This is a genomic window from Allobrachymonas sp. (genome assembly GCF_041912815.1).
Taxonomy (GTDB): domain Bacteria; phylum Pseudomonadota; class Gammaproteobacteria; order Burkholderiales; family Burkholderiaceae_C; genus Brachymonas.
Genome location: NZ_JAYRLV010000006.1, coordinates 97955 through 118612 on the forward strand (window position 1 = coordinate 97955; position 20658 = coordinate 118612).

Consider the following 20658-nt stretch of genomic DNA (forward strand, 5'->3'; position numbering starts at 1 on the left):
GAGTGGGGTGCATCCTGGGGGTGCGGGAGTTGCGCGACAATAGAAGAATGAACTTTTCTTCTCCCTCTCCCTCAGAAACCGTCGTCGGTCAGGAGCCGGCTGCAGTGCCGGCACTGACCAAGCACGACGACAATCTCATATGGCTCGACTGCGAAATGACCGGACTGGATCCTGAAAAGGAGCGTCTGCTGGAGATCGCGATCATTGTGACCAGCCCCGATCTGTCGGTGCGGGCGCAGAGTCCTGTGATGGTCATTCACCAGAGTGACGAGCTCCTTGGCAAGATGGATGCCTGGAACAAGGGTACCCACGGACGCAGTGGTCTCATCGACAAGGTCAAGGCCAGTACGCTCAGCGAGGCAGATGCAGAGTCGCAGCTGCTGACCTTTCTCCGTCGTTACGTCAGCAAGGGCAAGTCCCCCATGTGTGGCAACACCATTGGCCAGGATCGGCGTTTCCTTGTCAAATACATGCCGAAGCTCGAAGCCTATTTTCACTATCGCAACCTCGACGTGAGCACGCTCAAGGAGCTGGCACGGCGCTGGCGTCCCGATCTGCATGACGGCTTTCGCAAGAAGCAGAAGCACACGGCCCTGGCCGATGTGGATGAATCGATCGAGGAGCTGGTCTATTACCGCACCCATTTCCTGCGAATGGAGGTCTCTGCTCCCGTTTCGCAGTCCTGTACCGAGGCATGAAGGGCGGCAGGGATGCACAGGGTGATGCAAGGCATGGCGGTCTGCAGTGCCCCCGGGGTTTCAGTGCATCCTGAGCGCCGTGCGACGCGCGTCGAGGGTCTTGAAACGCTCGATGTCCTGAGTGCGGATGGCTTCCTCGATGGCGCGGCCGAGCTCATCGAGTTCCAGTCTCTTGAGTACCGAGCGGAGCTCGGTCTGGGTTTCCTGGGAACTGGGATGCAGTTCCATGGCCTGGAACCGCTTTACCAGTGCAAGTGCCTCCGTGCCTCCGGGGGCTGCGGGCAGTGATTCCTGCAGGGCCCCCCAGCCGCGTGCTCCATATTCCTGGTACTGTGCATCGAGCCACGCAAAGAGCGGGCCATGCGGCGCCGGCAGCTCGCACAGCATGGCCTGCGTAGCGGGCGGCAGGCTTTCCCACAGCGGCATGTTCAGCAGCAGCAGACGCAGTGCATGGTCTGCCTTGGTGCTCGGAGCGGAACGTCCGCGTTTGGGAGAGGACGCGGAGGCGACATACCCAGGGGATGCCGCAACGCGATCGCTACGCCATGCCGGCCTGCCTCCGTGGGGAACATGGGATTGGCGGGCTGATCCTCCTGAAGAAGAGGAGGAGGGCGGCGGAGTCTGTGTCTGTGATCTGCGGGCAGGATCCGGCTTGTCCCACAGAGCCTTGAGATCGTCGAGTGGAATCTGGACCTGCCTGGCAAGTTCTCCCAGCAGTTGGCTCCTGAGAGCTCCCTCGGGAAGATCCTGCCACAGTGGCCGCGCGTGGCTGGCCATGCGCGCCCGTCCTTCGGCGGTATCGAGATCGCAGCCTTCTGCGGCAGCCATCGGAAGAAACTGGCTCAGTGGCGTGGCCTGCTTGACAAGGGCTTCGAATGCCTCCGGCCCGTGGGTGCGAACGTAGCTGTCAGGATCGTGTTCGGGCGGCAGGAAGAGAAACTTGATGGTGCGGGTGTCGGTAGCGTAGGGCAGCGCAGCCCCCATGGCCTTGTGGGCGGCTCGGCGACCTGCTGCATCTCCGTCGAAGCTGAAGACCACCTCGTCCGTATAGCGAAAAAGCTTGTGGACATGGTCTGGAGTACAGGCGGTGCCCAGGGTGGCCACGGCATTGCCAAATCCCAGCTGTGCGAGAGCGACGACATCCATGTAGCCCTCGGTGACGAGCACATAGCCCCGTTCGCGCAGGGCATCGCGTGCCTCGTAGAGGCCATAGAGCTCCCGTCCCTTGCTGAAAAGAGGCGTTTCGGGCGAATTGAGATACTTGGGCTTTTCATTGCCCAGCACTCGTCCTCCGAAACCGATGCATTCCCCCTTCACATTGCGGATCGGGAACATGATGCGGTGGCGGAACCGGTCGTAGCGCTTTTCCTCGGTCGGGGAAGACGCATGGGAGCTGCTGCCGGCAGTGGCTCCTTCCGGCATTGAATGGATCACCAGCCCCGTCTCTTCCAGCAGGGGGCTTGTGTAGTCGGCAAACACGCTGGCCAGATGTCGCCAGCTGTTGGGGGCATATCCGAGCCCGAAACGCGCGGCAATCTGTCCGCTCAGCCCCCGTCCCTGAAGATAGGCAATCGCTTCAGGACTCGACTTGAGCTGCTGTCGATAATCGTCGACGGCCTTTTCCAGCACATCGGTGAGGGTGAGCCGCTGACGGCGCTGTTCTGCCGCGCGGTCACGATCTTCGGGACTCAGGTGGTCGTCTGGTACCTGCAGGCCCTGCTGCTGCGCCAGCTCCTGTACCGCCTCCACGAAGGACAGGCCGTTGTGCGCCATCAGAAATCCGATGGCATCTCCGTGCTGGCCACAGCCGAAGCAGTGATAGAACTGCTTGCTTGGGCTTACCGTGAAAGAGGGCGACTTCTCGCTGTGAAAGGGACACAGTCCGCTGAAATTGGCCCCTGTCTTCTTGAGCTGCACATAGCGCCCCACCACATCGATGATGTCGACGCGGCTGAGCAAGTCCTGAATGAATCCGTGCGGGATGGCCATGTGCCGATTGTAGGGGGGCTCCCCGGAAGGCTGGGTGCACCGCGTCCACATCCCCTGTCATGTGCTGGAGGTCATCCGGCTGCCAGCAGTCCCTGCGCGAAGTGGTGCAGCATGGCTGCGCGAGTCCGGTTGGCATCCCGTGCGAGCAGCGCCTGCATGATGGCCGCATGCTCCCGCAGCGACTGGTGGATGCGTCCCTGCTTGAAGAGCGAATGGTGTCGGCCCAGCTGCATCACACGCCTCAGATCGTTCACGATCTGTGTGCGCCAGTGGTTGCGACTCACTTCCAGAATATGGGCATGAAACCGCTGATTGAGACTGAAGAATTCGTCCACCAGCACACTGTCTCCGGGCATTTGCTGCAAGCGCTCGGCACACTCTTCCAGACCCACATGCAGCTCCTGCAGCGCGTCGAGTTCGGCATCGCTGGCATGCAGCGCCACATCCGTGGCAGCGTCGCTTTCGAGCAGGCCCAGCAGGTGATAGATTTCCCGCACTTCGCTTTCGGGCACTTCGGTGACATAGGCGCCGCGACGGACTTTGATCGTCACCAGACCTTCGGTTGCAAGCACCTTGATCGCCTCGCGCATGGGCGTACGGCTGATGCCCAGCTCCTCCGCGAGCGCCATCTCATCGATCCAGGTCCCCGGCAGCAGCTCCTGCTTCAGGATGCGCTGGCGCAGCACATCAGCCACCTGGATATACAGGGCAGAAGGCAGTTTCAGCCGCGTGGCGCGCGCAGGATTCTCGGTGGAGCGTGAGTGGATGGGGGCCATATTCCGTTCAGAGAGAAGAGTTCGGCTTCACATTCAGTTTCATGTAAGCTGAACGCATGGTTTCGCATTCATAATTATGAGATTCACGCAAGGTGGATACATGCATGCACATGGGTGCACATACGTTCACCTGCCGGCACATATTGCATCATTCGAGGACAAAATTTCATGTCGTCTACAGACCAGAATCCCAAAGCTCCTGTTTTTGCAACCGCCACCATGGAAGACTGGCTCAAGGCTGCTGCCAAGTCCGCCCCGCATGGTGATGTGTCGGCACTCAACTGGGTGACACCGGATCATCTCGTGGTCAAGCCGCTGTACACGGCCGAAGACACCAATGGGCTTCCCTATGCCAATACCCTGCCGGGTTTCGAGCCTTTTGTGCGCGGTCCGCAGGCTACCATGTATGCAGGCCGCCCCTGGACCATCCGCCAGTATGCCGGATTCTCCACGGCCGAAGAATCCAACGCCTTTTATCGCAAGGCGCTGGCTGCCGGGGGACAAGGCATTTCCGTGGCCTTCGATCTGGCTACGCACCGAGGCTATGACTCCGACCATCCGCGTGTGACCGGTGATGTGGGCAAGGCCGGTGTGGCCATCGACAGCGTGGAGGACATGAAGATCCTGTTCGACGGCATCCCGCTCGACAAGGTGTCCGTGTCCATGACCATGAACGGTGCCGTGCTGCCTGTGCTGGCAGGCTACGTTGTGGCAGCAGAGGAGCAGGGCGTCTCCCAGGAAAAACTCAGCGGCACCATCCAGAACGACATCCTCAAGGAGTTCATGGTCCGCAACACGTACATCTATCCGCCGGAACCCTCCATGCGGATCATCGGCGACATCATCGAGTACACCAGCAAGCACATGCCGCGCTTCAACTCGATTTCCATCTCTGGTTACCATATGCAGGAAGCCGGTGCCAATCAGGCACTCGAGCTCGCCTTCACGCTGGCCGATGGCAAGGAATATGTCAAGACCGCCATCGCCAAGGGCATGGACGTCGATGACTTCGCAGGCCGTCTGTCGTTCTTCTGGGCGATCGGCATGAACTTCTATCTCGAAATCGCCAAGATGCGTGCGGCCCGTCTGCTGTGGTGCCGCATCATGAAGGGCTTCGATGCCAAGAAGCCCAAGAGCCTCATGCTGCGCACACACTGCCAGACGTCCGGCTGGTCTCTCACAGAGCAGGATCCCTACAACAACATCGTTCGTACCACCATCGAAGCCATGGCAGCCGTGTTCGGCGGTACCCAGTCGCTGCACACCAATGCTCTCGACGAGGCCATCGCCCTGCCCACCGAGTTCTCGGCACGCATCGCCCGGAACACGCAGCTCATCATCCAGGAAGAAACGCACATCGTGAATGTGATCGATCCCTGGGCTGGCAGCTACATGATGGAAACCCTGACGCAGCAGATGGCCGATGCCGCCTGGAAGATCATCGAGGAAATCGATGCCATGGGCGGCATGACCAAGGCTGTCGACAGTGGCTGGGCCAAGCTCAAGATCGAGGCGGCAGCTGCCGAAAAGCAGGCCTGCATCGACAGCGGCCGGGATGTCATCGTCGGGGTCAACAAGTACAAGCTCGCCAAGGAAGATCCGGTCGAGATCCTGGAAGTCGACAACGTCAAGGTGCGTGAATCGCAGATTGCACGTCTGCAGCAGATCCGCTCCACGCGCGATGCCGCCGCCGTACAGGCTGCACTCGACGCACTGTCGGCTGCCGCAGAAAGCGGACAGGGCAATCTGCTCGACCTGAGCATTCAGGCCATCCGCCTGCGTGCGACCGTCGGCGAAGTGAGCGACGCACTCGAAAAGGCCTTTGGCCGCCACCGTGCCGATACCCAAAAGGTCACCGGCGTCTATGCTGCGGCCTATGACTCGGCCGAAGGCTGGGAAACCCTCAAGAAGGAAATCGATGCCTTCGCTGAGGCAGAAGGGCGTCGTCCCCGTGTCATGATCGCCAAGCTGGGCCAGGATGGACATGACCGCGGCGCCAAGGTCGTGGCCACCGCCTTTGCCGATCTGGGCTTCGACGTGGACATCGGCAGCCTGTTCCAGACTCCCGAGGAGTGTGCACGTCAGGCCATCGAGAACGACGTGCATGCCGTGGGAGTGTCTACTCTTGCCGCTGGGCACAAGACCCTCGTGCCGGCCATCATCGAAGAGCTGCGCAAGCAGGGGGCAGATGACATCGTCGTCTTTGTGGGCGGCGTGATTCCGCGTCAGGACTATGATTTCCTGTACGAAGCCGGCGTCAAGGGGATCTATGGTCCCGGCACACCGGTTCCTGCCAGCGCCAAGGATGTGCTGGAGCAGATCAAGAAGGCCCGCGCCGCCTGATCCGCCCATGACCCCAGCGATTGCAACCATCCAGGAACATATCCTGGGGGGCTCGACGCTCACTCGGCGCCGGGCCATCGCCAAGGCGATCACGCTGCTGGAGTCCACCCGGGTCGATCATCGTGCCCAGGGGGATGAGTTGCTCACGGCTCTGCTGCCGCATACCGGTCGCTCGCTGCGGATCGGTATCAGCGGAGTGCCGGGCGTGGGCAAGTCCACGTTCATCGAGGCGCTGGGCATGTATGTGATTGCTCAGGGGCACCGTGTGGCAGTGCTGGCCATCGATCCATCGAGCACGGTGTCGCGCGGATCGATTCTCGGCGACAAGACACGCATGGAGCAGCTGTCTGTACAGGAAGCTGCCTATATCCGTCCCAGCCCCAGCGCAGGCACGCTGGGAGGGGTGGCCGAGAAGACGCGTGAAGCCATGCTGGTGTGCGAGGCGGCCGGATACGACGTCATCATTGTCGAGACCGTCGGCGTGGGACAGAGCGAGACGGCCGTGGCAAACATGTCCGATCTTTTTGTGCTGCTGCAGCTGCCCAATGCAGGCGACGACCTGCAGGCCATCAAGAAGGGCGTCATGGAGCTGGCCGATCTGATCGTCATCAACAAGGCCGACATAGACCCTGCAGCCGCCACGCGCGCACAGGCGCAGATCACCAGTGCCCTCCGGCTCCTCGGTCTGCACGGCAATCCTCATCACGCCACCCATGATCCTGCAGTCTGGCAGCGGCAGGTGCTCCAGATCAGTGCCCTGCAGAATGCAGGCGTCCCCGACTTCTGGTCGGCAGTCGAACAGTACCGTGGCCTGCAGACAGCCAACGGCCAGCTCGATCAGCGGCGGCAGCGGCAGGCATTGTCCTGGATGTGGGAGCGCATCGATGCCGGGCTCAAGCAGGCATTCAGGGAACATCCGGGTATACGCGAGCAACTGGGTGCGACCACCGATCAGGTTCGGCATGGTCAAATTGCAGCATCCACCGCTGCACGCCAGCTGCTCGAAAGGTTTCAGGCCCGGTGAGAGTGGCCAGAATTTTCAGTTTTCAAACTTCATGAAGGATAGGCAATGAAAGATATTCTTGATTTGTTGGAGCAGAAGCGCGAAGCCGCCCGCATGGGTGGTGGACAGCGACGCATCGATTCCCAGCACAAGAAGGGCAAGCTGACGGCTCGCGAGCGCATCGAGGTGCTGCTTGACAACGGCTCGTTCGAGGAATGGGACATGTTCGTCGAGCACCGCTGCACCGATTTCGGGATGGAGGAAAACCACATTCCGGGCGATGGCGTGGTGACGGGCTATGGCACCATCAACGGCCGTCTGGTGTTCGTGTTCAGCCAGGACTTCACCGTTTTCGGCGGTGCCCTGTCCGAAGCCCATGCGGAAAAGATCTGCAAGCTCATGGATCAGGCCATGAAGGTGGGTGCTCCCGTGATCGGTCTCAACGATTCGGGCGGCGCACGCATCCAGGAAGGCGTGGCCTCGCTGGCAGGGTATGCCGAGGTGTTCCAGCGCAACGTGACTGCTTCTGGCGTGATCCCCCAGATCAGCATGATCATGGGCCCGTGTGCCGGCGGCGCCGTGTACTCGCCTGCGATGACCGACTTCATCTTCATGGTGAAGGACAGCTCCTACATGTTCGTGACCGGGCCTGACGTGGTCAAGACCGTGACGCACGAAACCGTGACTGCCGAGGAGCTCGGTGGCGCCGTGACCCATACCTCCAAGAGCGGTGTGGCCGATCTGGCGTTCGACAACGATGTGCAGGCGCTGCTGATGCTGCGTCGTCTGTACAACTACATTCCGAGCAACAACCGCGAAAAGGCTCCCTATCGTCCCACGCTCGACCCGGTCGATCGTGCCGACATGAGCCTCGACACCCTGGTGCCGGACAATGCCAACAAGCCCTACGACATGAAGGAGCTCATCGTCAAGACCGTTGACGATGGTGAATTCTTCGAGCTGCAGCCTGACTATGCGGCCAACATCGTGATCGGGTTTGCGCGCATGGACGGCAATGTGGTCGGCATCGTGGCCAACCAGCCGCTGGTGCTTGCCGGCTGCCTGGACATCAAGTCCTCCATCAAGGCCGCACGTTTCGTGCGTTTCTGTGATGCGTTCAACATTCCCGTCGTGACCTTCGTGGACGTTCCCGGCTTCATGCCCGGCACGAGCCAGGAATACGGCGGCATCATCAAGCATGGCGCCAAGCTGCTCTACGCCTATGCAGAATGCACCGTGCCGAAGATCACCATCATCACCCGCAAGGCCTACGGTGGTGCCTACGACGTGATGGCATCCAAGCACCTGCGCGGCGATGTCAACCTGGCTTGGCCCAATGCGGAAATCGCCGTGATGGGGGCCAAGGGTGCTGTGGAAATCATCTTCCGTCAGGACAAGGATGATCCCGAGAAGCTCGCTGCCCGCGAGGCCGAGTACAAGGCACGCTTTGCCAACCCGTTCGTGGCCGGCAGCCGTGGCTTCATCGACGATGTGATCCTGCCGCACGAAACGCGCAAGCGCATCTGCCGCAGCCTCGCCATGCTCAAGGACAAGAAGCTGGAAAACCCGTGGCGCAAGCACGGCAACATTCCGCTGTAAATCGCACCGTGTGCCTTCCGTACAGACTAGCTTATCGAATTCAAGAGTACCCAATATGTTCACCAAGATTCTGATTGCGAACCGTGGCGAGATTGCCTGCCGCGTGATCGCCACTGCCAAGAAAATGGGCATCAAGACCGTGGCGGTCTATTCCGATGCCGACAAGGATGCGCGTTTCGTGCAGCTCGCCGACGAGGCCGTGCGCCTTGGCCCGCCGCCTTCCCGCGAGTCCTATCTGCTGGCCGACAAGATCATCGAGGCCTGCCAGCAGACCGGTGCACAGGCAGTGCATCCCGGCTACGGCTTCCTGAGCGAGAACGAGGAGTTCGCGCGCAAGGTCGAAGAGCACGGCATCACCTTCATCGGCCCCAAGCACGCTGCGATTGCGGCCATGGGCGACAAGATCGCTTCCAAGAAGCTGGCCAACGAGGCCAAGGTCAACACCATTCCCGGCTACAACGATCCGATCGATACGCCCGAGCATGCCGTCGAGATCGCCAAGAACATTGGCTATCCCGTCATGATCAAGGCCTCTGCCGGCGGCGGTGGCAAGGGCCTGCGCGTGGCCTTCAACGACCAGGAAGCCTATGAGGGCTTCAGCTCCTGCCGCAACGAGGCTCGCAACAGCTTTGGCGATGACCGTGTCTTCATCGAAAAGTTCGTCGAACAGCCCCGCCACATCGAAATCCAGGTGCTCGGCGATGCGCATGGCAATGTGGTCTACCTGAACGAGCGCGAGTGCTCCATTCAGCGCCGTCACCAGAAGGTGATCGAAGAGGCTCCCTCTCCCTTCATCAGCGATGAAACCCGCAAGGCCATGGGCGAACAGGCTGTGGCACTGGCCAAGGCTGTGAACTACCAGTCTGCCGGTACGGTGGAGTTTGTGGTGGGCAAGAACCAGGATTTCTACTTCCTGGAAATGAACACGCGCCTGCAGGTGGAGCATCCGGTCACCGAACTGATCACCGGCCTGGATCTGGTCGAGCAGATGATCCGCATTGCGGCTGGCGAGCCGCTGTCCTTCACCCAGGCCGAGGTCAAGCGCGTCGGCTGGGCCATGGAGTGCCGCATCAACGCCGAGGATCCGTTCCGCAACTTCCTGCCCTCCACCGGTCGTCTGGTGCGCTTCCAGCCGCCGGAGCAGACCCTTTTTGCCGGACAGGCCACGACCGACTTCGGCGTGCGCGTGGATACAGGGGTGGTCGATGGGGGCGAGATCTCCATGTACTATGACTCGATGATCGCCAAGCTGATCGTGCATGGTACCGATCGTGCCGACGCGATTGCCCGCATGCGCGAAGCTCTCAATGGCTTCGTGATCAAGGGCGTGCAGAGCAACATTCCGTTCCAGGCTGCACTGCTTGCACATCCCAAGTTCATGGCAGGCGACTTCAACACCGGCTTCATCGCCGAGCACTATGCGCATGGATTCCGTGCCGAAGACGTGCCCCACGAAGATCCCGATTTCCTCGTGGCGCTCGCTGCACGCCTGCACATGTGGTATCGCAACCGTGCGCAAGGGCTCCAGGGCAAGTTCTGGGAAGGCTACAAGCGTCTGCCGCGTCGCGAGTTCACCGTCTGTGCCCTGGGCAACGAAGGCGACAACCGCTATGTCAATGTCAGCCTGGGTGAAGTCGAGCTCGGCAAGCCCACCAAGGTGGTGGTGCACGATGCTGCCGGCGATCGTGAATACGACATGGAGCTCGACCACTTCCTGGGCGGCAGCGCCATTCATGGTTCCTCGAACGGCAAACCCTTCACGGTGCAGATGGAACGTGGCCGCACCAAGAATCCGCTGGCCATCCGCGTGATCAACAACGGGACGCAGCTCGATGCCATCGTCATGCATCCCCGCACGGCCGAGCTGCATCGTCTCATGCCCTACAAGGCACCGCCGGACATGAGCAAGTACGTGCTCTCCCCCATGCCGGGCCTGCTGGTGCAGGTGGCGGTCAAGCCCGGACAGAAGGTTCAGGCGGGTGAGCGTGTGGCCGTCATCGAAGCCATGAAGATGGAGAACATTCTCTTTGCGGCAGCCGATGGGGTGGTCAAGGACATCATGGCGCAGCAGGGCGAGAGCCTGGCTGTGGATCAGCCTATCGTTGAATTCGAATAAAGCGTGATTCACATTCCTGTGGGAGCAGACCTGCTCGCTCACAGGAAACAGCGGGCGATGCTTGCGTGCCAGCATGATGCAGGCTGTCATGAAGACAGCCCTGCAGAATGCCGGCAGCAGCATCGCCTTGTTCATGGGGTACGCATGACTTCTATGGCCTTTTCTTCCTGGTGGACCTTGTGGCTGTCCCGCATGAGGCCTGCCGCACGCGATGCTTTGACCGCTGCATGCGCAGCCGCCCTGGCATGGATGCTGGCTCAATACCTCTATGGACAGCCACGGCCCTTGTTTGCCGCCGTCACGGCGGTGGTGTGTCTGGCGCCTGGGCTGCCCAATCATGGGCAGCAAAGCATCATCGTGGTATTGGGCGTGGTCATCGGCATGGTGCTGGGCGAGTTGACGCTCATGGCGCCTGTGGAGCCGATGCTGTTCAAGGTGGCCGTGGCCACCTTTGCATCGATGCTGGTGGCTTCATCCTTCGGCTTTGCTGCAGTCGTGCCTATTCAAGCCGGTGTTTCCGCCATTCTCATTCTTGCTTTCGGGCCGGAGACAGCAGGGGTGTCCAGGCTTCTGGATGTGCTTGTGGGATGCGGCGTGGGGCTGCTGTTCAGCCAAGTGCTGCTGACCCCTGATCCGGTACGTCTCGTCAACCGTGCCGTGCATGCATTGCTTTGGCAATTGGCGCAAGGACTGACGTTGTCGGCTGAAGCCTTGCGAGAGGGTGACTGGCATCGAGCAGAGGTGGCCATGCGCCGTATCTCGGCAGCCTATGGCGCGGTTCAGGTCCTGGATGCCGCGATTACTGAGGCGCGCAAGACGGCACGGTGGTCCTTGCGGGGGCGCTGGATGGCCGATGCGGTGCATGAGGTGGCAGCGCGTTATGATCGGCGCGGCAATCGTCTGTATGCTTCGACCTTGCTTTTAGCGGAAGCGTTGGGAGATGGGTTGCGCAAGAGTACCGAGCAGCCTGAAAACGGACTTCCTCCAAGAGGCCTGCAGGAACGGCTCGATGCATTGGCCACGCGCTGCACGGTCTTGGCCGATGCAAGCGGAGGGGCTGCATATGGTGCGGTAGCTGGAGAGCTGCCTTGGGATGCGTCTGAAGGAATAGCAACTGGTGAAGTCTACAAGGCCTCTGTCATTTGGCAGGGCTGCGAGGAACATCTGGAAACCGTATGGGTCAATCTGGATGCCTTTGCAGCGAGCCATTCCCGTTGAAAAGATATGGTAGGAGCGGGTCCATGGGACATCAAATGGGGTGATGGAGTGAAATGTCCTGGGTATTGAAGGTATCGATCCATGCGACTCCGGGGGCGCGCCGGACGGAGGCCGCAGGCATGCATGGAAATGCGCTGAAGGTGCGTCTTGCGGCTCCTCCTGTCGACGGCAAGGCCAACGAAGCGCTGCTGACCTGGGCTGCTGACGTCTTCGGAGTGCCGAGGCGGCAGGTCGATTTGCTGCATGGCGCGGCAGGGCGACAGAAAGTGCTGGCGGTGCAGTGCGCAGACGAGCATGCGCTGCAGCAGGCCAGACTCAGGTTGCAGCAACTCTGTCATGATGCGCCGGGCAGCAGTACCTGAAGGGGAGCATTGCTCCGGCTGCAGCCGAATCATGCACGGGATAGAGAGAGGACAGCCGACCGTAGGGTCGGAGGAAATCAGGAATGACAAAAGAGTTCTTTTCGATGAATCAAAAAACGCCCATGGCCGTGGACCATGCTGGAGCGGGAAGCGCAGCACACACGGCACGTGTGGACAGCAGAAATGGGCCCTGGCAGATGCGCAGCATCGCCAGCGTGTGGCACCCCTGCACGCAGATGCAGCGGACGGATGCCGTGCCTCCGCTGCCCATGGTGCGGGGAGAGGGGCCCTGGCTGTTCGATGAGGACGGTCACAGGTACTTCGATGCCAACAGCAGCTGGTGGGTCAACCTGTTTGGGCATTCCGACGCGCGCATTCAGCAGGCGGTGACGCATCAGCTTCATACCCTGCCGCATGTCATGCTGGCGGGATGCACGCACGAACCGGCGGTGGTGCTGGCGGAGCGCCTGGCTGCGCGCACACAGGGAGTCCTGGGACACGCCTTCTTTGCCAGTGATGGAGCATCTGCCATCGAGATCGCCCTCAAGATGAGCTTCCACTACTGGAAGAACACCGGAAAGCCGGGCAAGCGCGAGTTTGTTCATGTACGCCATGGCTATCACGGCGAGACGCTGGGGGCCCTGTCGGTGACCGATGTGGCGGTATTCCGCGATGCCTATGATGCCCTGCTGCTGCAGGGCCACGAGGTGGCTTCGCCCGATGCACGTCAGGCGGGAGCCGGAGAAACGGCGGTCGATGTGGCCCGCCGTGCGGCGGCCGATCTGGAGAAACTGCTGCAGGAACAGCATGACCGCATTGCTGCCGTGATCGTGGAGCCGTTGATCCAGTGTGCCGCAGGCATGGCCATGCACGATCCTCTTTATCTGCAGGAGGTGCGTACCCTGTGTGATCAGTATGGCGTGCATCTGATTGCCGACGAAATCGCCGTGGGTTTCGGCCGTACCGGGACGTTCTTCGCCTGTGAACAGGCAGGCATATGGCCAGATTTTCTGTGTCTGTCCAAGGGCATCACGGGGGGGTATCTGCCGCTGTCGCTGGTGATGACGCGCGATACCGTCTATGCGGCCTTTCTGTCGGAGGATGTGACACGCGGATTCCTGCATTCACACTCCTACACTGGCAACGCGCTGGCTTGCAGTGCTGCACTGGCGGTGCTTGACCATTTCGAGAAGGATGATGTGCTGCATCGCAATGTGCGGCAGGCCGAATGGCTCGATGCGGCACTGGCCTCTCTTCGGGAGGATGAACGGATTCAGCACTGGCGCCGGCGCGGCATGATCTGGGCCTTCGATGTGAAGCCCGAGCATGCACGCGGGCGGTTTGCCGAACGTGTGCATCTGGCAGGGCGCCGCCATGAGCTACTGATTCGTCCGATTGGATCGACGGTGTACCTGATGCCCCCCTATCTGCTGGATGAAGGCGTGTGCAGCTGGCTTGCACATGCCCTGCAGATGACCCTCAACGATGTCTGGGAGAGCAACGATGCTGATGCAACATCTGAACCGGCAGTTGCATGAGGCCGATGCGGCTGCCCTGCGCCGCAGACGTCGCACCGTGCTGTCGCCTTGTGGCCCGGTTCAGCAGCTGGAAGGGCGCGAGACGCCGCTGCTCACCTTCTGCAGCAACGACTATCTCGGCCTGGCCCAGCATCCTGCTCTGGTCGAGGCTGTGGCAGAAGGGGCCAGGCGCTGGGGGGTAGGCAGTGGGGCTTCGCACCTGGTGAGCGGCCATTCGCAGGCCCATGCGGCCGTCGAGGAACGTGCTGCCCGCTGGCAGGAGGCTCACATTCCCGAAGCGCGGGGGCTGCTCTTCTGCAGCGGATTCATGGCCAACATGGCACTCATGACGGCGCTGGGGGACGATCAGGCCGTGATCCTTGCCGACAAGCTCAACCATGCTTCCCTGATCGATGGGGGGCTGCTGGCACAGGCCCGCATGCAGCGCTATCCCCATGGTCGGCTCGACCGGCTTGAGCAGATGCTGCAGCAGTCCGCAGCGCCCATCCGGCTGATCGTGACCGACGCCGTGTTCAGCATGGACGGGGATGTCGCGGATCTGCCCGCTCTGCTGGCTCTGGCCGAGCGTTACGATGCCTGGCTGGTGGTCGATGACGCCCATGGTGTGGGCGTTCTTGGCGCGAAGGGACATGGCTCGCTGGAGCATGCGGGCCTGCGCAGTGAGCGACTCATCTGGATGGGCACTCTGGGCAAGGCAGTTGGAGTGTCGGGCGCTGTCGTGGTGGCGCATCGCACCCTCATCGAGGGAATGATCCAGCGTGCCCGTCCCTACATCTACAGCACGGCCATGCCTCCCGTGCTTGCCCATGTGCTCGGGGTGAGCATGGATCTCATCGAAGGGGCAGAGGGGGCAGCGCGCCGAATGCATCTGCAGCATCTCATCGCCGCCCTGCGAGAAGGGGTAGGGCAGGTGGTCGAGCGCCATGCAGGCTGGAGTCTGCCCGCTTCATGCACGGCCATCCAGCCGCTCATCGTGGGCAGCAATGACGATGCGCTGGCCCTTGCCGGCAGGCTGGAGGATCAGGGACTGTGGGTTCCGGCCATCCGCCCGCCCACGGTTCCCATGGGGACTGCACGCCTGCGCATGACCCTGAGCGCTGCCCATACGCTCGATCAGGTGCAGACGCTCACGGCGGCGCTGGCAGACATGGACATTGCATTGCAAGGAGGAGGTCCCGCATGAAAGGATTGCAAGGTTGCCTGGTGACAGGAACCGACACCGAAGTGGGCAAGACTCTGGTCAGTTCCACGCTGGTGCACTGGCTCACCACGCGGGGCCTGCGTGCAGCAGGATACAAACCCGTGGCATCGGGCATGGAGCAGGCGACCGACGGCCGCTGGTACAACGATGATGTGATGCGTCTGCATGCAGCCGGCAGTGCGGATATTCCTCCGGGCCTGATCGGGCCCTTTCAGTTTCGGGTAGCCTGCGCGCCGCACATTGCAGCTGCGCTGGAGCAGCGTCCCATCGACCGCATGGCCCTGGTGAGCGGGGCCCATGTCCTGGGAGGACTGGTGGATCGCCTTGTCATCGAGGGAGCTGGGGGGCTGCGTGTGCCCTTGGGCGAGGATTGGGACAGCGCCGATCTGATGGTCGACTTCGATCTTCCGGTGGTGCTGGTCGTGGGCATGCGGCTGGGATGCATCAACCACGCGCTGCTGACGGCCGATGTGCTGGCCCAGCGGGGACTGCGCCTCGCCGGATGGGTTGCCAACTCCGTCCATGCCGACATGCCCTATCTGGAAGAAAATTTCCATACGCTTCAGGCTTTTCTCGAACGCGAACACCAGACGCCGTGTCTGGGCAGAATTCCTCCTCTGGGCCAGGCGGGGCCGGCTGCTGCCGTTGAGCATCTGGATGCGGCGCGGCTGCGCCGGGTTTTTGCACTTGATTCAGGAGATTGCACGGAATGAACGCCGTCATGGAACAGGAACATGCTCCCATCGTCACTCCGGCCTTTCTGCAGGATCCTTATCCGGTCTATGCCCATCTGCGTCAGGAGCACCCGGTGCAGTGGAGTGACGAGTTCTTCCAGGGGGCCTGGCTGGTCAGCCGGCATGCCGATGTCGAGCCTGCCCTGCGCGATCCACGCCTGTCGGCGCAGCGCACGGGGGGCTGGGTGAACGAGGTGGAGGGAGCTGATGACGCAGACAGCCGGCTCGCGCAGCGTGCCTTCCAGCGTTTCTTCGCTCGTGCGCTGCTGTTTCTCGATGCGCCAGATCATCCCCGGCTACGCAAGGTCATGATGCCCGCCTTTCGGCAGGATCGCCTTCTGCGGCTGCAGCCCCTGCTCGAAGAGTGGTGCGCCGAGCTGGCCTGTGGCTTGCAGGGACAGTTCGACTTCATGGAACGCATTGCCCGTCCGCTGCCGGCCCGCGTCATTTCCCATCTCATGGGAGTGGATGCCAGTCTGGAGCTCGATTTCATGCAGTGGGCCGAGGGACTTGCAGCCTTCATCGGGGCAGCACGTCCCACGGCGCGCCAGCTGGCTGTGGCGCAGGGCTGCCTGACCGAGATGCTGCGCTATTTCGAGGAAGATCTCCTGCCGCGCCGGAGGCTTGTGCCACGGGATGATCTGGTGGGGACATTGCTCGCGGCCGAGGCCGATGGCACGATCCAGAGCCATGGGGAACTGCTGGCCCAGTGCGCCATGCTGCTCTTTGCCGGCTACGAAACCACGCGCAACCTGCTTGGCAATGGCATGCATGCATTCATGACGCACCGTGATCAGTGGCAGGCTCTCTGTGCCGATCCCTCCCTGGCGCCGCAGGCCGTGCGCGAGCTGTTGCGCTACGACAGTCCTGTCCAGTGGACGGGCAGGCGGGCAGCGACATCCTTCGAATGGCATGGCCAGCAAATCCGTCGTGGGGATCTGATCATTCTGCTCATCGGCTCGGCCAACCGCGACCCCGCGCGCCACGAGGCACCGGACCGGCTCGACGTGCAGCGCATCCAGCCAGGGGCGCTTTCGTTCGGCAGCGGGCCGCATGTGTGCATCGGGGCTGGACTCACACAGCTCGAAGCGCAGGCCATGTTCAGCGCCCTGGCGCGTCAATGTCCCGATCTGCTTCCCGATGGCCCCCCACTGCGCGACGGCAATCCCGTCTATCGGGGGGTGCGGCAGCTTCCCATGCAACGGGCAGTGGCCTGATCCCAGAACGTGTCCCTGTCCCTTTCCTTGTGCAGAGAGAAATTTCTCTCTCGTTCAGAGAAAGGGCAGACCCTCTGTTTCATCATTTTTTCTACAGGAGTTCACTCATGACTGACTACCAGAAAGGCAGCCCCCGTCCCTTCAAGGTGCTGGGCATCCAGCAGATTGCCATCGGCGGGCCGAGCAAACAGCGCCTCCAGACGCTCTGGGTCGACATGTTCGGCCTTGAAAAAACCGGCACATTCCAGAGCGAGCGCGAGAATGTCGACGAGGACATCTGCGCCATGGGCAAGGGGGCGATGAAGGTCGAAGTGGATCTGATGCAGCCGATGGATCCCGAAAAGAAGCCGGCCGTCCATGCCACGCCGCTCAATCATGTGGGACTCTGGATCGATGACCTGCCGGTCGCGGTTGCCTGGCTCACCGCACAAGGCGTGCGCTTCGCCCCCGGAGGCATCCGCAAGGGCGCTGCAGGCTTCGACATCACTTTCATTCACCCCAAGGGCAACGAAGAGCTGCCCATCGGCGGTGAAGGTGTGCTCATCGAGTTGGTCCAGGCGCCCAGGGAAGTCATCCAGGCCTTTGCAGCCCTGGAGCAGTCCGCAGCCTGATGCAGGCCTGGATACCCCCACATTTTTGATGGCCTCGCCCCGCATTGGTCGCGGGACAGGCTGCGGAGGATGTCGATGGGGATGCCAGATGCGGTGGCGTGTCTGCTGAGAAGAACATTTCTCTGCAGGTGTGCCTATTCGTGCCCGGAAGGAGAGGGGGGCATTTCTGCCTCTCTTCTGGCACGTGCCTTGGCCAAGGCGGCAGCAATGACTGCCCGTTTCCTGTCGAGAACGGCCGGATCCGTGTGCAGACTCTGGGATTCGAGATGCGCCAGCTTGTGCTCTGCCTTGGCTTCCAGCTCTGCTGCGTGTTCTTTGTCGGTGCGGCGGATTCTTTGCTGATGGGCGCGATAGCGCGTCAAAGCCTGATCTGCCAGAGGCTGGGACCAGGCATCCCATCCTGTACGGTGAGCATTCAGGGGTTCCATGGCAATGCAGTCGACAGGGCAGGCCAGGGCGCACAGATCACATCCCGTACAGAAGGGTTCGATCACCGTGTGCATGCGCTTGTGGGTCCCTACGATGGCATCCGTAGGACAGGCCTTGATGCACAGGGTGCAGCCGATGCACCACTGCTCGTCGATCACGGCTACGGTCATGGGCCCCTCTGCACCATAGGCAGGATCAATACCCTGAGAGATGGAGCCAGATTGCAGTGGTTGGCCCAGGGCCAGAGCGATGCGGTGCATGCCCTCGACGCCTCCCGGAGCACACCGATCAAGGTCAGCCTCTCCTGCAGCCAGAGCATGGGCATATCCCTCGCAGTCCTCGAAGCCGCAGCGCTGACACTGGGTTTGCGGCAGGATGGCGTGAATTTTCTGGGCAGTGGAACTGAGCGACATGACGAAGCAATGAGCAAACCGGTCGACATCGCGCAAGCGGTGTTCTGCCGGAGAGAGGGATGAACGGGACAAAAGAAAACCTGTGGGTCAGATTCTAGGACACCCACGTGGCGTGGTCTGCCTCTTGCAGGGATGCCGGAACGGCCATCCGCGAGGCATGAGCATGAGAGCTCAAAAAACAAAGGCCACCCCAGCAGGGTAGCCCAGATACCGATCTCCAAGAAACCATGCAGGCATGGAGCTGAGAGAGCCTCCATGCCGCACCGGTTGACCTGGCGGGTCAGCGAAACGTCTTATTTGCGTTTGCGTGCAGGAGTGCGCTTGGGAGCAGCTGGCGCAGCGACAGAGGAAGCGGAAGGCGTGCTGGATTCAGCCTCTTCCCCGTGAGGATAGCGCCAGGTCGTGACCGGTGCCGGTTCGGTGCTGGCGTGCTCAGGCTCGGCCGGAGCAGCCACCGTGGTGGTCGGAGTGGCCATGGCGGCCGCGGCCGAAGACGTTGCACCTGCGGTGGGGGCCACAGAGGGAGCGGAGGTCTCCGCAGCAGGGGCTGGGGAAGGTGCTGGCTGACTTGCTTCTGCAATCGGAGCTGGAGTGGCAACCGATTCAGGCACCTGCACTGCAGGCCGCGCTACCGGTTCCGTCACGGCCTGTTCGGTGGAAGGCGTGGCAGATTTGGCCACTTCCTTCGGAACCACCGCAGGCACCTCTTCCTTCATGGCGCTGGCAGCAGCGGTTGTGCGTCGACGAGGCACGGCCGGCTTGCGGGGAGCTGCAACGGGAGCAGAAGGGCTTGCCTTTTCGCCTTGCTCGGCGATGGGCATCGGCATGTCGTCGCTGACCTGCAATCCAACCCGGGTGCCCTGAAGCGCTTCAGCCTGCTTGAGATGCGCCATCAGCTCCTGCGAAGCCTGGTGACGTTGCGGAGAAACCTGATCCACATGATGGCGTGCAATGAAGTCGCGCACCACCGGATAGACAATCTCTCGCCACTTGCGGCCACTGAAGATGCCGTAATGGCCAGCGCCCTTGAGCTCGAAGTATTGCTTGTCCTCTTCGGGGACGTTCGAACACATGGAAAGCGACGCCTGCGTCTGACCGATGCCAGCGATATCGTCGAGCTCGCCTTCCACGGCAAGCACGGCCGTCTTGGTGATGTCCTGAGGACGCACGCGCTCGATCTTGCCTTCGGGGCTTTCGACATCCCAGGTGCCGTTGACGAGCTTGAATTCCTGAAACACCGTGCGGATGGTGTCGAGATAGTAGTCGGCATCCATGTCGAGCACTGCGTTGTACTCGTCATAGAACCGCAGGTGGGCATCGGTGCTTTCGTCGTCGCCACGCACCAGATTCTTGAAGTAGTCGTAGTAGCTCGTGGCATGGCGATTGGGGTTCATGGACACGAACCCGGCATACTGCAGGAACCCGGGATAGACACGTCGCCCTTCGCCAGCGTATCCGGGCGGAACCCGGTAGATCACGTTGTTCTCGAACCATTCGTGGCTGCGGTTTACGGCCAGGTCATTCACTGCCGTGGGGGACTGGCTTGCATCGATGGGGCCTCCCATCATGGTCATGCTGGCTGGAGTGCGTTCGCCGCGTGAGGCCATCAGCGAGACGGCCGCCAGCACGGGAACCGTCGGCTGGCAGACGCTGATCACATGGCACTCGCCGTTCATCTCGTGCACATGGCGAATGAACTCCTGCACGTAGTTGACGTAGTCGTCGAGGTTGAAGCGGCCTGCCGACAGGGGAACGTCACGTGCATTCTTCCAGTCTGTGACATACACCTTGTGGTCATTGAGCAGAGTCTTGACCGTATCGCGCAGCAGGGTGGAATAGTGTCCGGAGAGAGGGGCCACCACCAGCACCGGCGGCGAATGCAGCATGGTCTCCAGCGTCTTGGAGTCATCCGCGTAGCGCTTGAAGCGCACCAGCCGGCAGAAGGGCTTGTCGATGTCGACCCGCTCATGGATTGACACATCCACGCCATGAACCTTGGCAGTGACAATGTCGAATTCCGGCTTGGGATATTCCTTGACGAGACGGTGCAGCAGCTTGTAACCCGCAGCCATGCGCGTGGCATAGGGCGACAGGCTCACCAAGGGCAGCATCGGGTTGGTATACATGTGCGATGCGGCAAGCGTCATCTCGGAAAACGGAGCCATCAGGGCCCGCTGGGCTTCATACAAGTGGTAGAGCATGGTGATGCACCTCGAAAAAGGATAGGAAGCCGTGCCTGAAGCAGGCCCGCCGCAGGGATGCTGCACCGCACAAATTTTAGCAGCAGCACACGGGCATGGACACACCTCCAGGCAAAAACGGTGGCACATGCACATCCAGGGCGAATTCCATCGCTCATTGTGGGAGATGTGGCCGCCTCATCGCATCATGGACAACCCTGTCATGCAACC

At 61.5% G+C, this 20658-nt stretch carries 16 protein-coding genes; 12 read left to right on the top strand and 4 right to left on the bottom strand.

Annotated elements, in window-relative coordinates; translation table 11 throughout:
• Window positions 1-47 precede the first annotated feature (47 nt).
• A complete protein-coding gene (gene orn, locus ACE3P9_RS06790; protein WP_374492720.1) occupies window positions 48-698 on the top strand; it encodes an oligoribonuclease in 651 nt (216 codons plus the stop codon).
• A gap of 60 nt (window positions 699-758) precedes the next feature.
• Here the strand turns inward: orn and dnaG are convergent, their stop codons facing one another.
• Entirely contained in the window at window positions 759-2687 is a 1929-nt protein-coding gene (dnaG, locus tag ACE3P9_RS06795; RefSeq protein ID WP_374492721.1) for a DNA primase, read from the bottom strand.
• Window positions 2688-2758: 71 nt separating this feature from the next.
• Entirely contained in the window at window positions 2759-3463 is a 705-nt protein-coding gene (locus ACE3P9_RS06800) for a GntR family transcriptional regulator (RefSeq protein ID WP_374492723.1), read from the bottom strand.
• Window positions 3464-3631: 168 nt separating this feature from the next.
• On the opposite strand from ACE3P9_RS06800, the gene scpA reads away from it, so the two are divergent.
• The 11 genes from scpA (at window position 3632) to ACE3P9_RS06855 (ending at window position 17405) form a co-directional block, all read left to right on the top strand.
• Window positions 3632-5806: a methylmalonyl-CoA mutase gene (gene scpA / locus ACE3P9_RS06805; protein WP_374492725.1), complete on the top strand. Its 2175-nt coding sequence runs from the start codon at window positions 3632-3634 to the stop codon at window positions 5804-5806.
• 7 nt (window positions 5807-5813) lie between these two features.
• Entirely contained in the window at window positions 5814-6830 is a 1017-nt protein-coding gene (meaB, locus tag ACE3P9_RS06810) for a methylmalonyl Co-A mutase-associated GTPase MeaB (protein WP_374492727.1), read from the top strand.
• Window positions 6831-6875: 45 nt separating this feature from the next.
• Window positions 6876-8408, top strand: a complete 1533-nt coding sequence (locus ACE3P9_RS06815) for an acyl-CoA carboxylase subunit beta (RefSeq protein ID WP_374492729.1) — start codon at window positions 6876-6878, stop codon at window positions 8406-8408.
• 55 nt (window positions 8409-8463) lie between these two features.
• Window positions 8464-10524, top strand: coding sequence for an acetyl-CoA carboxylase biotin carboxylase subunit (locus ACE3P9_RS06820; RefSeq protein WP_374492730.1), 2061 nt, complete (start codon window positions 8464-8466; stop codon window positions 10522-10524).
• Window positions 10525-10527: 3 nt separating this feature from the next.
• Window positions 10528-11742 carry an aromatic acid exporter family protein gene (locus ACE3P9_RS06825; protein ID WP_374492732.1) on the top strand — a complete coding sequence of 405 codons (1215 nt, stop codon included), beginning with the start codon at window positions 10528-10530 and terminating at the stop codon, window positions 11740-11742.
• 53 nt (window positions 11743-11795) lie between these two features.
• Window positions 11796-12104, top strand: a complete 309-nt coding sequence (locus tag ACE3P9_RS06830; RefSeq protein WP_374492734.1) for a DUF167 domain-containing protein — start codon at window positions 11796-11798, stop codon at window positions 12102-12104.
• 122 nt (window positions 12105-12226) lie between these two features.
• A complete protein-coding gene (bioA, locus tag ACE3P9_RS06835; RefSeq protein WP_374492773.1) occupies window positions 12227-13642 on the top strand; it encodes an adenosylmethionine--8-amino-7-oxononanoate transaminase in 1416 nt (471 codons plus the stop codon).
• Window positions 13608-14825, top strand: coding sequence for an 8-amino-7-oxononanoate synthase (bioF, locus tag ACE3P9_RS06840; protein ID WP_374492736.1), 1218 nt, complete (start codon window positions 13608-13610; stop codon window positions 14823-14825). Before bioA ends, bioF begins: the two co-directional genes overlap by 35 nt.
• A complete protein-coding gene (bioD, locus tag ACE3P9_RS06845) occupies window positions 14822-15556 on the top strand; it encodes a dethiobiotin synthase (RefSeq protein ID WP_374492738.1) in 735 nt (244 codons plus the stop codon). Before bioF ends, bioD begins: the two co-directional genes overlap by 4 nt.
• Complete coding sequence (locus tag ACE3P9_RS06850) at window positions 15553-16794, top strand: cytochrome P450 (protein ID WP_374492740.1); 1242 nt, start codon at window positions 15553-15555, stop codon at window positions 16792-16794. The genes bioD and ACE3P9_RS06850 overlap by 4 nt, the downstream gene beginning before the upstream one ends.
• A 107-nt stretch (window positions 16795-16901) precedes the next feature.
• Complete coding sequence (locus ACE3P9_RS06855) at window positions 16902-17405, top strand: VOC family protein (protein ID WP_374492741.1); 504 nt, start codon at window positions 16902-16904, stop codon at window positions 17403-17405.
• A 134-nt stretch (window positions 17406-17539) separates the two neighbouring features.
• Here the strand turns inward: ACE3P9_RS06855 and ACE3P9_RS06860 are convergent, their stop codons facing one another.
• Together ACE3P9_RS06860 and phaZ are read right to left on the bottom strand one after the other, a co-directional pair.
• Window positions 17540-18247: an RnfABCDGE type electron transport complex subunit B gene (locus tag ACE3P9_RS06860; protein WP_374492742.1), complete on the bottom strand. Its 708-nt coding sequence runs from the start codon at window positions 18245-18247 to the stop codon at window positions 17540-17542.
• A 293-nt stretch (window positions 18248-18540) separates the two neighbouring features.
• Window positions 18541-20448 carry a polyhydroxyalkanoate depolymerase gene (phaZ, locus tag ACE3P9_RS06865; RefSeq protein WP_374492744.1) on the bottom strand — a complete coding sequence of 636 codons (1908 nt, stop codon included), beginning with the start codon at window positions 20446-20448 and terminating at the stop codon, window positions 18541-18543.
• Between the last annotated feature and the right edge of the window lie 210 nt (window positions 20449-20658).

Coding starts and splice junctions, on each gene's coding strand:
- orn (WP_374492720.1), top strand. CDS start 48: ATGAACTTTTCTTCTCCCTCTCCCTCAGAAACCGTCGTCGGTCAGGAG.
- dnaG (WP_374492721.1), bottom strand. CDS start 2,687: ATGGCCATCCCGCACGGATTCATTCAGGACTTGCTCAGCCGCGTCGAC.
- ACE3P9_RS06800 (WP_374492723.1), bottom strand. CDS start 3,463: ATGGCCCCCATCCACTCACGCTCCACCGAGAATCCTGCGCGCGCCACG.
- scpA (WP_374492725.1), top strand. CDS start 3,632: ATGTCGTCTACAGACCAGAATCCCAAAGCTCCTGTTTTTGCAACCGCC.
- meaB (WP_374492727.1), top strand. CDS start 5,814: ATGACCCCAGCGATTGCAACCATCCAGGAACATATCCTGGGGGGCTCG.
- ACE3P9_RS06815 (WP_374492729.1), top strand. CDS start 6,876: ATGAAAGATATTCTTGATTTGTTGGAGCAGAAGCGCGAAGCCGCCCGC.
- ACE3P9_RS06820 (WP_374492730.1), top strand. CDS start 8,464: ATGTTCACCAAGATTCTGATTGCGAACCGTGGCGAGATTGCCTGCCGC.
- ACE3P9_RS06830 (WP_374492734.1), top strand. CDS start 11,796: ATGTCCTGGGTATTGAAGGTATCGATCCATGCGACTCCGGGGGCGCGC.
- bioA (WP_374492773.1), top strand. CDS start 12,227: ATGGCCGTGGACCATGCTGGAGCGGGAAGCGCAGCACACACGGCACGT.
- bioF (WP_374492736.1), top strand. CDS start 13,608: ATGCTGATGCAACATCTGAACCGGCAGTTGCATGAGGCCGATGCGGCT.
- bioD (WP_374492738.1), top strand. CDS start 14,822: ATGAAAGGATTGCAAGGTTGCCTGGTGACAGGAACCGACACCGAAGTG.
- ACE3P9_RS06850 (WP_374492740.1), top strand. CDS start 15,553: ATGAACGCCGTCATGGAACAGGAACATGCTCCCATCGTCACTCCGGCC.
- ACE3P9_RS06855 (WP_374492741.1), top strand. CDS start 16,902: ATGACTGACTACCAGAAAGGCAGCCCCCGTCCCTTCAAGGTGCTGGGC.
- ACE3P9_RS06860 (WP_374492742.1), bottom strand. CDS start 18,247: ATGTCGCTCAGTTCCACTGCCCAGAAAATTCACGCCATCCTGCCGCAA.
- phaZ (WP_374492744.1), bottom strand. CDS start 20,448: ATGCTCTACCACTTGTATGAAGCCCAGCGGGCCCTGATGGCTCCGTTT.